The sequence below is a fragment of the Brevundimonas albigilva genome, assembly GCF_023573565.1.
Classification (GTDB): Bacteria; Pseudomonadota; Alphaproteobacteria; order Caulobacterales; family Caulobacteraceae; genus Brevundimonas; species Brevundimonas albigilva.
Window position 1 is genome coordinate 1791245 of record NZ_CP097649.1, and the last position, 14378, is coordinate 1805622.

Annotated in this window: 13 protein-coding genes; 4 read left to right on the forward strand and 9 right to left on the reverse strand. The window is 70.4% G+C overall.

Features of this window, described 5'->3' with window-relative positions:
- Positions 1-33 precede the first annotated feature (33 nt).
- On the forward strand, positions 34-1602 hold the full coding sequence (locus M8231_RS08945; RefSeq protein WP_249750226.1) for an EAL domain-containing protein: 1569 nt from the start codon (positions 34-36) through the stop codon (positions 1600-1602).
- Here the strand turns inward: M8231_RS08945 and M8231_RS08950 are convergent.
- On the reverse strand, positions 1599-3167 hold the full coding sequence (locus M8231_RS08950) for an ABC-F family ATP-binding cassette domain-containing protein (protein ID WP_250201299.1): 1569 nt from the start codon (positions 3165-3167) through the stop codon (positions 1599-1601). The two genes, M8231_RS08945 and M8231_RS08950, sit on opposite strands and share 4 nt — an antisense overlap.
- A complete protein-coding gene (locus M8231_RS16905; protein ID WP_283843657.1) occupies positions 3133-3267 on the reverse strand; it encodes a hypothetical protein in 135 nt (44 codons plus the stop codon). Before M8231_RS16905 ends, M8231_RS08950 begins: the two co-directional genes overlap by 35 nt.
- A 148-nt stretch (positions 3268-3415) precedes the next feature.
- Between M8231_RS16905 and M8231_RS08955 the strand changes: the two genes are divergently transcribed.
- Positions 3416-3913 (forward strand): group III truncated hemoglobin, encoded by a 498-nt coding sequence (locus M8231_RS08955; RefSeq protein ID WP_249750224.1) that lies wholly within the window; start codon positions 3416-3418, stop codon positions 3911-3913.
- A gap of 13 nt (positions 3914-3926) precedes the next feature.
- Here M8231_RS08955 and M8231_RS08960 read toward each other — a convergent pair whose 3' ends face one another.
- Positions 3927-4526, reverse strand: a complete 600-nt coding sequence (locus tag M8231_RS08960) for a hypothetical protein (RefSeq protein ID WP_249750223.1) — start codon at positions 4524-4526, stop codon at positions 3927-3929.
- 190 nt (positions 4527-4716) lie between these two features.
- Between M8231_RS08960 and uvrA the strand changes: the two genes are divergently transcribed.
- Positions 4717-7647, forward strand: a complete 2931-nt coding sequence (gene uvrA, locus M8231_RS08965) for an excinuclease ABC subunit UvrA (protein WP_250201300.1) — start codon at positions 4717-4719, stop codon at positions 7645-7647.
- On the opposite strand, the gene M8231_RS08970 is transcribed toward uvrA, so the two are convergent.
- From M8231_RS08970 to M8231_RS08985, 4 genes are read right to left on the reverse strand one after another with little or no spacing between them, the layout of a single operon-like run.
- Entirely contained in the window at positions 7644-8585 is a 942-nt protein-coding gene (locus tag M8231_RS08970) for a CPBP family intramembrane glutamic endopeptidase (protein ID WP_250201301.1), read from the reverse strand. The two genes, uvrA and M8231_RS08970, sit on opposite strands and share 4 nt — an antisense overlap.
- A 31-nt stretch (positions 8586-8616) precedes the next feature.
- A complete protein-coding gene (locus M8231_RS08975) occupies positions 8617-9495 on the reverse strand; it encodes a hypothetical protein (RefSeq protein ID WP_250201302.1) in 879 nt (292 codons plus the stop codon).
- A 22-nt stretch (positions 9496-9517) separates the two neighbouring features.
- Positions 9518-10432 (reverse strand): hypothetical protein, encoded by a 915-nt coding sequence (locus tag M8231_RS08980; protein WP_250201303.1) that lies wholly within the window; start codon positions 10430-10432, stop codon positions 9518-9520.
- The gene (locus M8231_RS08985) at positions 10425-11213 is read right to left on the reverse strand and encodes a hypothetical protein (protein ID WP_249750217.1); all 789 of its coding nucleotides are present in this window, start codon (positions 11211-11213) and stop codon (positions 10425-10427) included. The genes M8231_RS08980 and M8231_RS08985 overlap by 8 nt, the downstream gene beginning before the upstream one ends.
- A 76-nt stretch (positions 11214-11289) precedes the next feature.
- Between M8231_RS08985 and trmFO the strand changes: the two genes are divergently transcribed.
- Entirely contained in the window at positions 11290-12684 is a 1395-nt protein-coding gene (gene trmFO / locus M8231_RS08990; protein ID WP_250201304.1) for a methylenetetrahydrofolate--tRNA-(uracil(54)-C(5))-methyltransferase (FADH(2)-oxidizing) TrmFO, read from the forward strand.
- On the opposite strand, the gene M8231_RS08995 is transcribed toward trmFO, so the two are convergent.
- Both M8231_RS08995 and M8231_RS09000 read right to left on the reverse strand, forming a co-directional pair.
- Positions 12681-13328, reverse strand: a complete 648-nt coding sequence (locus M8231_RS08995) for a squalene/phytoene synthase family protein (protein ID WP_249750216.1) — start codon at positions 13326-13328, stop codon at positions 12681-12683. The genes trmFO and M8231_RS08995 overlap by 4 nt on opposite strands.
- Positions 13325-14266, reverse strand: a complete 942-nt coding sequence (locus M8231_RS09000) for a polyprenyl synthetase family protein (protein ID WP_250202604.1) — start codon at positions 14264-14266, stop codon at positions 13325-13327. The genes M8231_RS08995 and M8231_RS09000 overlap by 4 nt, the downstream gene beginning before the upstream one ends.
- Positions 14267-14378 lie beyond the last annotated feature (112 nt).

Here is a 14378-nt window from a genome sequence, read left to right on the forward strand (position 1 = left end):
TTAAGCGCGCGCGTGCTCAATGGGGTCATGACCATGACCACCCGTCTGCTGGGCCTCGCCTTCGCATCCGCTGATGCGTTGATCGAGGTCGATTCAGGCGGGACGATCGCCTTCGGCATCGGCGTGGGGCCGGTGTCCGGCCAGGACGCCGCCGCCTGGACCGGCAAGGCGCTGGGCGACCTGCTTCACGAGGGCGGCGCCGTGGTGGCGACCGTGCGCGCGCTCCAACCCGGACAGAGGACGCCCGCCGTCTCGGTCTTACTGCGCGCGGGGCCGGACCGGCTGCGACGCGCCACCCTGCGGGCGTTCGTGCTGCCGCAACTGGCCCCGGCCGTCTCGTGCGGCCTGACCTATGAAGGCCCCGCCTTCATGGCGTCCGAACTGCAGACGCGTCCGCTGGTCGACGCCGAGACCTTCATGGCGGAAGCCGCGCCCGTGGTCGAGAGCGCCACGGGCCTGGCCCTGGCCTTCCTGGACGTCCAGGGTCTGGAAGGTCTGACCGACGACGTGGCCGCGCGGATGAACCGGCGCATCGAGGCCACCCTTCAATCCGCCGCCGTGCAGGGATCCAGCGCGGCCCAGCTGACGCCCGAACGCTTCGCCCTGCTGCGCGCTCCGGACGACCGCCGCGATATCGCCGCCGAGATCGTCGAGGCGGGCCGCGCCGAAGGCGTCGATCTTTCGGCCCGCAACTTCGCCTCGGAAGTGCCCAAGGGCGCCGAATCCCTGTGCGTGCTTCGCGCCATGCGTTTCGCCATCGAGGGCTGCCTGAAGAACGACGGCCTGGCCAATCCGCAGCTGGCGTTCGCCGACTCGCTGAAACGCACCTTCCGCGAGGCCGAAACCTTCCGCACCCTGGTCAAGGCGCGAGAGTTCCAGGTCCACTACCAGCCCATCGTCCATCTGGATTCGCGCGCGGTGCATCATTTCGAGGCCCTCGCGCGCTTCAGCGCCAACAGCGGTCCCGGCGAGGCGATCCGCATGGCCGAGGAGCTGGCCCTGATCGAATCCTTCGACCTGGCGGTCGCCGAGAAGGTCCTGAAGCGGATGCGCCAGCCCGGCGCCGGGCTGCTGAAGATGGCGATCAACGTCTCGGGCGGTTCGCTGGGCGACGACGCCTATGTCGAGAACCTGCTGCACATGACCAGCGGCGCCACGGCCGAACGGAAGCGGCTGATGGTCGAAGTCACCGAGACCGCCGCCCTGGCCGATCTGGAAGCCGCCGACCGGCGCCTGGGCGCCCTGCGCGAGGCCGGCATCAAGGTCTGCATCGACGACTTCGGCGCCGGCGCGGCCTCCTATGACTACATCCGTCGCCTCTCGGTGGACGCGGTCAAGATCGACGGCGCCCTGATCCATGATATCGAAACCGACGAACGCTCGGCCACCATGCTGCGCAGCATCGTGGAGCTGTGCCAGTCCCTGAAGCTGGAGATCATCGCCGAGATGATCGAGACAGAAAGCCTGGCCAAGGCGCTGCAGGGCATGGGCGTCCAGTTCGGCCAGGGATGGCTGTTCGGCCGCGCGGAGGCCGAGCCGCGCACCCAGTTGGCCTCCGTCGCGCCCGTCCGCCGACGCGGCGCCGTCGAGGCCTGGGGCTAAAGGGCCAGCGTCCGCTCCACGCCCACCGCGGTCAGGAAGTCGGCGTCGTGGCTCACCACCACCAGCGCGCCGTCGTAGCCCGCCAACGCCCCCTCCACCGCCTCGACCGAGGCCAGGTCCAGGTGGTTGGTCGGCTCGTCCAGGATCAGCAAAGGCGGCGGCTCGGCTCCGGTCATCACGCACGCCAGCGCCCCGCGCAGCCGCTCCCCGCCCGACAGGTCGCCGACACGTCGATGCGCCGCCGCGTTGCGGAACAGGAAGCGCGCCAGCGCCGCCTGGGCGTCATTGAGCCGGCCCGCCGGGTTCAGCCTCAGCCACGCCTCCGCCAGGGTCTCCTCGGGCCGCAGGATGTCCGCCTGCTGATCCAGCATGACGCCCCTGACCGGTCGTTCGACCGTCCCCGACGTCGGCTCGATCCGCCCGGCGATCAACCGCAGCAGCGTGGTCTTGCCCGCGCCGTTCGCGCCGGTCACCGCGACCCGCTCCGGGCCGGTCAGCCCCAGGGAGATCGGCCCCAGCACGACCCGTCCGTCAGGCGCCGCCCAGGTCGCGTCGCGCAAGGTCGCCACGGTCCGGCCCGGCGGCAGGCGGGTCGGCGGCAGGGCGATGGACAGGGCCCGCACCCGCTCGACCCGGGACCGCGCGGCCGCCAGGGCGGCTTCGGCCGCCTCGGCCTGGCGCGTCGCCAGCCGATGATCGCGCGCGCCGCTGTTTTCCGCCTGCTCGGCCCGCGCGCCGATCAGGATGCGGGGCATGTCGCCGCGTCCGGCCTTGCGACGGCCGGCGGCGTCGCGCCGCGCCTTCGCCTCGACGCGGCGCTGCGCCTCCGCACCCGCGCGCGACACGTCCCTTTCCGCCTCGGCCAGCGCGCGCTCGGCCGCCGTCCGCGCGTCGGCCTTTCGGGCGGCGTAGAGGTCATAGCCGCCGCCGACGATCTCCACCCCCAGGCCCGAGACGTCGACGATCCGGTTCATCCGGCGCAGCAGATCGCGGTCGTGGCTGACGACCACGACGCCGCCCTCCCATCGCTCCACCATCTCGGCCACCCGCCGGCGCGCCTCCTGGTCCAGGTGATTGGTCGGCTCGTCCAGAAGGATCAGATCGGGCTTTTCCAGCATCAGCCGCGCCAGTCGCAATCGCGTGCGTTCCCCGCCGCTCAGCGCCGCGGTCTGGCGCGACATCGGCAGGGCGGCCAGCCCCACCGCCGCCAGCGCTTCGTCGATCCGCGCCTCCAGCGTCCAGTCCGCCTCCGCCAGGTCGTCGCCGGCGGCATCGCCCGCCAGGACGCGCTCGATCAGGCGCAGGCCCTTCGCCGCGCCCAGGGCGTCGGCCGCGCTTTCGCCGGGCGGACCTTCGGCGCGCTGGTCCAGCACGCCGACCGAGCCGGCGCGTGCGACCACGCCTTCGGCCGGCGCCTGACGGCCCGCGATCAGGCGCAGCAGGGTGCTCTTGCCCGCGCCGTTGCGACCGACCACGCCGGTGCGTTCACGCGCGAACGTCAGGCTCAGATTATCGAAGAGGGTGACGCCTTCAGGCGTCCGTGCGGCGACCTTGTCGAGCGTCACGAGCGCGGACGCGGACCCGCTTGGGCTTGGGCTGGTTGGCATGGAGGATCACGAGCAGCATGGCGGACAGGGCGGAACCGGTTGCCAGTGCGATGATCATGATCGTCGAGCCTCCTTGCTCAAGTGCTCAGGGAACTGAGGATGGCGTGTCCGGTTCCGCCGCGCAAGGGCGAGACCGCACACGGGCGCGTGAACATGGGCAAGTCGTCCAGTGGATCGCCCGCGCCGGACAGCCTACATGGAGCCTCATGCAGCCCCCGTTCCGTGTCGAGGATTCCGCCGGCGCCGCCGAACGCCGCGCGGCCGCCGTCCAGCGACAGAGAGAGATGACCGGCGTGGACGAGGCCCTGATCGATCGCGTGGTCGAGGCCTTCTACGCCCGTGTCCGCGACGACGCCCTGATCGGCCCGATCTTCGCCGATCGTGTCGGGGATTGGGGACCGCACCTGGCCCAGATGAAGCGGTTCTGGTCGTCCGTGGTCCTGGCCAGCGGCGTCTATCAGGGCCGTCCCATGCCCAGGCACCTGCCCCTGCCCATCGACGCCCGCCATTTCGACCGCTGGCTGACGCTGTTCCAGGACACGGTGCGCGACCTGTGTCCGCCGCAGGCGGCCGCCGCCTTCATGGAGCGGGCGCGCCGCATCGCCGAAAGCCTGGAACTGGGCGTAGCCAACGCGCACGGCGTCCTGCTTGCGCCCGGAGAGCGCTTTCGCGCCCCTTCCCCGCCCTGGACCGAGGACGCCTGACGCCGATCCGGCCCTACGCCTTGTCCGTCGACGCTTCGAGCAGGGCGCGCCACACGGCGTCGCGGTCGATGGAGGCCGGTGCCACGAACTCGGCCATTCGGTCGTGCAGGGCGACTGGCTTCAGGATCTCCTCCACCGGGTGGTAGGTCGGGCGGCCGGCGTAGTCGTCGAACAGGATGCGCGTTCCGGGCCAGGCGAACAGCAACGAGGCGTAAAGGCACGCCCGGCGGAAGCGCCCGTCGATCAACACCAGGTCGGGAACCAGACCGCGCGCCCGGCACGTCTCCCAACCCAGCAGCGGATAGGCGTGCCAGCGGCGCCACTGCGCCTCCGACACGGGATGCCCCCATTCCCCCGTCGGTCCGATGTCGGCGTGAAGCAGGATGCGTTCGCCGGCCGCGCCGTCCAGCGCCTGTCGTAGCGCCGCCAGCCAATCGCCGTCGCTCTCGACGCTGACGGTGAAGGGCGCTCCCATTTCGCCGGCCATCACCGTGGACCCGCCCGAGCCGTATTCCAGATAGCCCCGACAGCCGTCCAGCAGGCCGCGCAGGCGGGCCGCGGCGGCCTCCGGCAGGTGCGGCGTGCGCGGGATCGCTGGCGAAGGCGTCGTCATGGCGGTCTCCGCCAGCCGATTGGAGCGATCAGGTGACAGGAGGCGGGGCGTCGCGTCAACGGACGCCGTCGCGCACGTCCCGGTGGCGGGTTAGCGTTCCTTATTTGTTCTTGCTTAAATCCCGCAAATCATCCCCATATACCGCTGTCGCTCCGGAGCCGCCGGGGCCTCCCCGCGTTCCCGATCAGGCATGACCGAAAAACACAACTTCATCCGCGTTCGCGGCGCCCGCGAGCACAATCTCAAGGGCGTGGACGTCGATATTCCGCGCGAGCAGCTGGTGGTGATGACCGGCCTGTCGGGCTCGGGCAAGTCGTCGCTGGCGTTCGACACCATCTACGCCGAGGGCCAGCGCCGCTATGTCGAGAGCCTGTCGGCCTACGCCCGCCAGTTCCTGGAGCTGATGGGCAAGCCGGACGTGGACCTGATCGAGGGCCTGTCGCCGGCCATCTCGATCGAGCAGAAGACGACGTCCAAGAACCCGCGGTCCACCGTCGGCACGGTGACCGAGATCCACGACTATATGCGCCTGCTCTGGGCGCGCGTGGGCGTGCCCTATTCGCCCGCCACCGGCCTGCCCATCGAGAGCCAGACCATCAGCCAGATGGTCGACAAGCTGACCGCCCTGCCTGAGGGAGAGCGCATCCTGCTGCTGGCCCCGGTCGTTCGCGGGCGCAAGGGCGAATACAAGAAGGAAATCGCCGAATGGCAGCGCCAGGGCTATCAGCGGCTGAAGATCGACGGCCAGTTCTATCCGATCGACGAGGCGCCGACGCTGGACAAGAAGTTCAAGCACGACATCGACATCGTCGTGGACCGGATCGTCACCAAGGACGGGCTTGAAGGCCGCTACGCCGACAGCCTGCAGACGGCGCTGGGCCTGGCCGACGGCCTGGCCACCGCCGAATGGGCCAGCGTCGCCGAAGGCGAGACCGCGCCGCGCACCCTGGTCTTTTCCGAACGCTTCGCCTGCCCCGTCTCCGGCTTCACCATCGCCGAGATCGAGCCGCGGCTGTTCTCGTTCAACAACCCCTTCGGCGCCTGCCCGGTCTGCGACGGCCTGGGGGTCAAGCTGGCCTTCGACGCCGACTTGGTGATCCCGGACCGCGACAAGAGCCTGCACAAGGGCGCGGTCGCTCCCTGGGCGCGCGGGCCCTCGCCGCTCTACACCCAGACGCTGCAGTCGCTCGCCCGCCACTACGGCTTCTCGATGGACAAGGCTTGGCGCGACCTGCCGGCCCAGGCGCACAAGGCGATCCTGCACGGCACCGGCTCCGAGAAGATCAAATTCACCTACGACGACAACGCCCGCAAGTACGAGGTCTCCAAGCCGTTCGAAGGGGTGCTGCCGAACCTGGAGCGCCGCTGGCGCGAGACCGACAGCGCCTGGGTGCGCGAGGAACTGGCCCGCTATCAGTCGGAAACCCCGTGCGAGGCGTGCGGCGGCAAGCGGCTGAAGCCCGAGGCCCTGGCGGTCAAGGTCGGCGGCGAGGACATCGCCGACATCTCCATGCTGTCGATCTCCAAGGCCTATCTCTGGTTCTCCACCCTGGAGCAGAGCCTGACCGACAAGCAGATGGAGATCGCCCGGCGCATCCTGAAGGAGATCACCGACCGGCTGCGCTTCCTGAACAATGTCGGCCTGGATTATCTGAACCTGTCGCGCTCCTCCGGCACCTTGTCCGGCGGCGAGAGCCAGCGCATCCGCCTGGCGTCGCAGATCGGCTCGGGCCTGACGGGCGTGCTTTACGTCCTGGACGAACCCTCCATCGGCCTGCACCAGCGCGACAACACCCGCCTGCTGGACAGCCTGAAGGGCCTGCGCGACCTGGGCAACTCGGTCCTGGTGGTCGAGCATGACGAGGAAGCCATCCTGACCGCCGACTACGTCATCGACATGGGTCCGGCCGCCGGCGTCCACGGCGGCTCGGTCTGCGCCGAGGGCACCCCCGAGCAGGTCATGGCCAACCCGAACTCCCTGACCGGCAAATATCTGACTGGCGAGCGCGAGATCGAGATACCCGCCGACGGCCGGCGCCCGGTCGACCGCAAGCGGATGCTGAAGATTTCAGGCGCCAGCGGCAACAATCTGAAAAGCGTGACCGGCGAGATCCCCGTCGGCGTCTTCACCTGCATCACCGGCGTGTCCGGGGGCGGCAAGTCCACCTTCACCATCGAGACGCTCTACAAGGCCGCGGCGCGTCGCCTGAACAATGCGTCCGACGCCCCCGCCCCCTTCGACCGCATCGAGGGGCTGGAGCATTTCGACAAGGTCATCGACATCGACCAGTCGCCCATCGGACGCACCCCGCGCTCGAACCCCGCCACCTATACCGGCGCCTTCGGCCCCATCCGCGACTGGTACGCCGGCCTGCCGGAATCCAAGGCGCGCGGCTATGGTCCCGGTCGGTTCAGCTTCAACGTCAAGGGCGGCCGCTGCGAGGCCTGCCAGGGCGACGGCGTCATCAAGATCGAGATGCACTTCCTGCCCGACGTCTACGTCACCTGCGACGTCTGCAAGGGCAAGCGCTACAACCGCGAGACCCTGGAGATCGTGTTCAAGGGCAAGTCCATCAGTGACGTGCTGGACATGACGGTCGAGGAGGCGGCGACCTTCTTCAAGGCCGTGCCGCCGATCCGCGACAAGATGCTGACGCTGGAGCGGGTGGGCCTGGGCTACGTCAAGGTCGGACAGCCGGCGACCACCCTGTCGGGCGGCGAGGCCCAGCGGGTCAAGCTGTCCAAGGAACTGTCCAAGCGCGCGACCGGCCGCACCCTGTACATCCTCGACGAGCCGACCACCGGCCTGCATTTCGAGGATACGCGCAAGCTGCTGGAGGTGCTGCAGGAACTGGTCGAGGCCGGCAACACCATCGTGGTGATCGAGCACAATCTGGATGTCATCAAGGTCGCCGACTACCTGCTGGACTTCGGCCCCGAGGGCGGCGACGGCGGCGGCGAGATCGTCGCGGTCGGCACCCCCGAACAGGTCGCGGCGAACAAGGCCAGCTGGACCGGCAAATACCTCAAGGAGGTGCTGGATCGGCACGAGACGCGGCGCAAGGCGCGCGTGGCCCAGCTGACGCCCGCCAGGAAGACGCGCGCCAAGGCGTCGGCCTAGGCCGACGGCTCGGTCGGTTCCGCGATCACCCCATGATCGCGGCTGCGGCCGCGCACGGCCAGGACGATCGAGCCGACCAGCAGCACGACCGTGACGACCACGCTGCCCTCGGGTCCGAAGGCGGCGCCGGTCATCCACCACGGCAGTTCCGGCCGCGTCGCCAGGTCGACCACCAGCGGCGGGGCGTCGATCACCTGGCCCGAGACCTCCAGCCCGAACCCCAGCCCCAGCAGCCAGTTCCAGGCCGCGTGCCAACCGCAGACGCCCCACAGCGACCCCTCGCGCGCGGCGTACAGGCCGATGAAGACCCCGAACAGGGTGACGTTGGTCACCCCCATGGCCAGGGCCGGCGACGGATCGATGTTGGCCGCGTGCAACAGGCCGAACAGCGCCGAGCTCAGCCCAACGCCCCACGCCAGGCCGTGTCGCGAGGCGATGACCTGCATCAGCCAGCCGCGCGTGACGATCTCCTCGGTGGAGCCCTGGATGACGAAGCCCGCCATCAGCACCAGGATGGGAACCAGCCCTGCGGCGGCCGAAGGCCCGGAGAACACGCCGCCCCCCTCGATGCGATAGCCGCCCAGGGCCGCGATGATCCCCACCACGCCTACCAGGAAGGCCAGCCCGATGGCGTAGCCGCGCGCGAAGCGCTTCAGGCCCGAGCCGTTGAAGCCGATGGTCGCCAGGCTCCGCCGCTCGAACAGCGTCACCCAGCCGATCACGATCAGGGCGATGAAGGCGAAGCCCGCCAGCGTCCAGGCCGTGCCCAGCCAGCCCACATCCGCGCCGTCGGGCGTCATCAGCCCCAGCAGCATCCCCGGCACGAAGGCCAGGGTCTGACCCACGGCGATGAAGACGATCGCCAGCACCAGGGCGGCGGCCGTCCAGGTGCGGCGATGTCGCGCCCGACGCGGCGCATAAAGCTCGATGCCGGCCATGTCCCTGGTCCTTTCCGTCGAGCGACGCGCCTCAGCCGTCGCGCAGGCCCTGCCAAGCCGCCGAGAACGGCGCATAGAGCACCGCCAGCTGCAGCGCCGACAGGATGGCGTTGATCACCGACCAGCTGATGATGGCCACCCACGACTGCTGCAGCATCTCCGCCGCCGACGCGCCGTCGAAGGCCGCCAGGCTGTTCAGGCCGCCGGTCATCAGGGTGATCGGCATGGCGACGATGGATCCCAGCAGGCTGACCACCATGGTCATGATGAAGACGATCACGCTCATCCCCAGCAGCGGCCAGAACCGGCCGCGCGTGGCCTTGAAGGACTCGAAGATGACGATCCGGCCCTGATCCAGGGTCATCGGCACGGCCAGGCTCAGCCGCACGGCCAGCCAGATCAGCCCGGCGGCGAGCGCCAGGCCCAGCAGCAGGGCGATCAGGAACAGGACGGCCTGGCCCGAGGCGGCGCCCGCCCCGCCGATCATGCCGATCACGACGAAGCCGACCGCGCCGGACAGCCCGAACAGCAGGCTGATCACGACGCTGACCGCCACCACCCGCAGCTCGTCCTTGCCCAGCCGCAGATAGCCCCAAGCGTCCTGGGCGGGCCTCAGCACCGACCGGGCGACCGCCGCGCTGAGCACCGCGCCGACGACCAGGCCCACCGGAATCAGCCAGCTCATGCCGGCATAGGCCATGCCCAGCTGGCGCACGTCCTCCATCGACGGCTCGGCCGACTGCTCCACCGCCTGAGCCAGAGCCATGATCCGCGCGAACGAGCCGGCGCCCACGCCGAACATCGCCAGAAACATCGCCAGATAGACCGCCCCCCACAGCAGCACCACGACGGGTTTGCGGCGGACGACGCGGAAACCTTCGAATGCGGCTTCGGTGGCGGAAAAACTCATCGACGGGCTCCGGAACGACTCGTCACGCTTCTAGCGCACCTTGCGGCGAACCATCGAGCAATTGTCGACAGGCCGAGGCGAAGGGCGCGCACAGTAAGGTCATCACCGCCCCGTAGAGGAAGGCCCCCGGCCCCAGCAGCAGGACCACCAGGCCCGCCAAGACGCCTGGCGACGGCATCAGGTCGCGGAACGTCAGGGCGTCGCCCGCCGCCTGCATATGGGCGAAGACGCCGCTGGCGAAGAATCCCAGGATCGCCAGGAAGGCGATGACGAAATACATCGCCATGTAGATCAGCCAGGTGCAGACCAGCAGGCCCAGCAGCGATCCCATCCGCCCCTTGGCCAGGGTCCAGCCCTCCACGAAGGCGAACCGTTCCAGGATCAGCGTCGCCGGCGCGATCAGCGACAGCCGCGCCATGGCGTAGATCACCGCCGCGATCAGCCCCAGGACCATGACGAAGCCCAGCACGACCGCCAGCGCCTCGTTCGCCTGCCACGCCACCGCGCCGATGGCCACGCCCAGCAGCACCAGGACGATCACGGCGATGTAGGCGCCGACGAACAGGGCGATGCCCACCACGCCCACCCGCAGTTCATCCATGCCGGCGCGCATGAAGAAATACCGGTCGGGGCGGCCTATCCTCAGGGCCGCCCGCATCGTCGCGGTCCAGATGATCACGCTGAGGGCGAGTTGGCCGAGATTGGCCAGCATCGACACGCCCTGGAGGGCCATCATCCGCCCTAGCAACTCGGGCGACGCCTCGGCGCTTCCGTCGGCCGTCAAGGGCAGGTCGGCCAGCGACCCGAAGATCAGGCCCGACAGCACCAGGCTGAAGACCACCATCGTCAGGCCCCAGACAAACACCGCCAGCGGATGGCGCCGGATCACGCGCACGGGCGCAGCCAGGGCCTCGCCGATGGAAAAGGTCTCAGCCATGCGCGTTCTCCCGCGGCGAAATCGAAACGAGCTGGCGATAGGCCGCGCCGAGGAAGGCCAGGGTCAGCGGCGCCTGGACGCCGTTCACCACGACCGCCCAGACGATCCAGCCCGCCTCGCCCCTCAGCACGCCCAGCCCCCAGCCCACGACCAGCGCCAGCTTGGGCGCCGCCGTCACGATCACTCCGCCCAGCAGCGGCCAGAATCCGCGTTTGGTCAAGCCCATGACCTGCAATGACACGATGCGTCCCTCGGCCGCCGTGGCCGGGACGAACAGCGACAGGCGCGCGGCCAGGGCGACGACGGCGTACAGGGCCGCGGCGGTGATCGCGCCCAGCAGCGCCAGCTTCCACGGCGCGCCGACGCCCGCCCAGTCGCGCGCCCGGATCGCCTCGGCGTCCAGACCGGCCAGGCCGTAAAGCGCCAGCAGGGCCAGCGCCGCCACCGACAGGATCATGGCCATGAACACCCCGCACAGGGCGAAGCCCGCCAGCAGCCGCATCTCGGTCGCCCCGAACTGCAGCCCCGCCGGCCCCAGGCCCAGCGTTCGCGCGCCGGCGACGTCGTTCGAGACGGCGATGCGCGCCAGGGCGCCCGCCAGCACGAGGGTGCAGAGCGCGGCCGCCACGGCGGCGACGCCCGTCGGCAGGAAGGGCCAGGCGCTCCAGGCCAGCGCCGACAGCACGACGGCGCCCGGCGCCTCGCGCCGGCCGCGCACCAGGCCGCCGCCGGCCTGCGCCAGGACCCCGCCCCATCCCGATGCGTCGCGCGCCTGCCCCAAGGCCTGAACTCCCCAACCCGCCCGCGCTATAGCAGGGGATCATGACTTGCGGCCAGACGGGCGCTAGAAGGCCGCGATGACTTCCTCCCCCGCTTCCGTTTCCCCCGTCCACGTCATCGGCGGCGGCCTGGCCGGCTCCGAGGCCGCCTGGCAGATCGCCCAGGCCGGCGTGCCCGTCATCCTGCACGAGATGCGCGGCGTCCCGGGCGTGAAGACCGACGCCCACCAGACCGACGGCCTGGCCGAGCTGGTCTGCTCCAACTCCTTCCGTTCGGACGACTGGGAATACAACGCCGTCGGCCTGCTGCACGCCGAGATGCGCGCCCTGGACTCGATCATCATGGCCTCGGGCGACGCCAACCAGGTGCCCGCCGGCGGCGCCCTGGCCGTCGACCGCGACGGCTTCTCCCAGGCCGTCACCGCCCGTCTCGAAGCCCACCCCCTGATCACCATCGTCCGCGAGGAGATCGCCGGCCTGCCGCCGGAGGACTGGGACAATGTCATCGTCGCCACCGGCCCCCTGACCTCCCCCGCCCTGGCCGACGCCATCCTGAAGGCGACGGGCGAGGAAAGCCTGTCCTTCTTCGACGCCATCGCCCCCATCGTCCACGCCGATTCGATCGACTTCGACATCGCCTGGCGGCAGTCGCGCTATGACAAGGAAGGCCCGGGCGGGGACGCCGCCGCCTACGTCAACTGCCCGATGGACAAGGCCCAGTACGAGGCCTTCATCGACGCCCTGCTGGACGGCCCCAAGGCCGAGTTCAAGGACTGGGAGAACGTCCCCTATTTCGACGGCTGCCTGCCCATCGAGGTGATGGCCGAACGCGGCCGCGAGACCCTGCGCCACGGCCCGATGAAGCCCGTCGGCCTGACCAATCCGCGCGATCCGAAGGTAAAGCCGCACGCCATCGTCCAGCTGCGCCAGGACAATGCGCTGGGCACCCTGTTCAACCTGGTCGGCTTTCAGACCAAGCTGAAGCACGGGGCCCAGGCCGAGACCTTCCGCATGATCCCGGGCCTGCAGAACGCCCAGTTCGCGCGACTGGGCGGCCTGCACCGCAACACCTTCCTGAATTCGCCCAAGCTGCTGGACCGACAGCTGCGGCTGAAGGCCCTGCCCCGCCTGCGCTTCGCCGGTCAGGTCACGGGGGTCGAGGGCTATGTCGAGAGCGCGGCCATGGGCCTGCTGACCGGTCGTCTGGCCGCCGCCCAGGCGCTGGGTCGCGACCTGTCGGCCCCCCCGCCCGAAACCGCCATCGGCGCCCTGGTCGAGCACATCACCGGCGGGCATCTGGAAGGCTCCAAGTTCCAGCCGATGAACATCAACTACGGCCTGCTGCCGCCGCTGGAGGCCCCCAAGGTGGATGAGGACGGCAAGCGCATCCACCCGAAGGAAAGGGGCCGGGCCAAGAAGCGGCTGCAGAGCCTGCGGGCGCTGGACAGCCTCAAGGCCTGGCGGGACGCCTAGATCCGTCCCCGCAGGCTGGCCCAGAGCAGGCGCAGCCGCTTGACCGGCTCGGGCTCGTCCTGACCGATCAGGGTTGCGGGCGCCACGGCGGGAAAGGCCGCCGTCGGCAGTCCCTTCAGGGCCGCGTTGGCGCCCGCGCGCGCCGCCTTGGCCTCGTCCGACCGGCCCACCTGCGCCATGCCCCGAACCCGTCCGGCTCCGACCGCCTTGTCCGCATGGCCTGGCCCCGCCAGGATATGCGTCGCGACCTGCATCGGCCCGACGTAGAAGGCGTCCAGGTCGTGCGGTTCGCCGTGAACCCGGCCGATGTGCGCCTCGATCAGGGCGTCGAACGGCGCCCGGTCCAGGCCGCGCCGCGCCACCATGTCGGTCAGGGCCTCCAGCACCGGGTGCCCCTTGCGCGCGACGCCGGCGAAGACCCCGTCCATCTGTTCCGCCCACCAGGTGTAGCGCATCTCGGCCAGCAGCGGCTGGGTCACCCGCGTCGGGATGGCCATCAGCTCGGCCTCGAACGCATGGAGCGCGATCAGGTCGGCGCGCGCGCGCGCATCCGAGACCAGGCGGCTGGACAGCCAGCGGTCCAGGTCTGCGTCCCGGACCTGTTGGTCCAGCAGCGCGTCGGTTGAAGGGGCGCCCTCGGTCAAGCCGCGCGCGACACCGCGAAGTCGGCCAGGTCTTCCAGCGCCGTGCGCCAGTCCGACGCCGGCAGGGCCGACACCGCCGCCTTGGCCCGGTCGGCGTAGTCTCCGGCCAGGTCCAGCGTCGCCCCGATGGCGCCCGATCCGACGATCAGTTCGCGCGCCCGGCCGAAGTCCTCGGGCGTGCGTTCGCCCTTGGTGATGGTGCGCTCCCAGAACGCCGCCTCGCGCCCGCGCGTGCGCGCCGCGCCCAGCAGCAGCGGCAGGGTGGCCTTGCCCTCGTTGAAGTCGTCGCCGGCGTTCTTGCCCAGGGCCTCGGCCGTCGCGCCATAGTCCAGCGCGTCGTCGGCCAGCTGGAAGGCGATGCCCAGCGCCATGCCGTAGTCGCGCAGCGCCTTGACCGCGGCGGCGTCGGCCCCCGCCCCGACCGCGCCCGCCTCGGCCGCGGCGGCGAACAGTTCGGCGGTCTTTGCCGAGATGATCTGCAAATAGACGTCCTGGTCCAGGTTCAGGTCGTGCGCCCGCGTCAGCTGCAGCACCTCGCCCTCGGAGATGACCCGCGACGCCTCGGCCAGGATGCCCAGCGCGCGCATCGAATCCGTCTCGACCATCAGCTCGAAGGCGCGGGCGAACAGGAAGTCGCCGACCAGGACGCTGGTGGGCGCGCCCCAGATCAGGTGCGCCGCCACTTTGCCGCGGCGCAGTTCCGAGGCGTCCACGATGTCGTCGTGCAACAGGGTGGCGGTGTGGATGAACTCGACAGCGGCGGCCAGCTTCCTGGGCGCGTCGATGTCGTCGCTGGCGCCGGTCGCGCGGGCGGCGGCGACGGTGATCAGCGGACGCAGCCGCTTGCCCCCCGCCGAAACCAGATGCTCGGCCAGCTTGGGGATGATCGGCACGTCCGATTGCATCCGGTCCAGGATCAGGGCGTCCACGGCGGCCATGTCGGTCTGGGCCAGCCGGACCAGGGCGTCGACGTCCCCTTTCGGGCGGGCAGCGGCGGCGATGGCGACGTCCAAGGGAGAGACTCTTTCACAGGGGCGCGCGGTGGTCCGC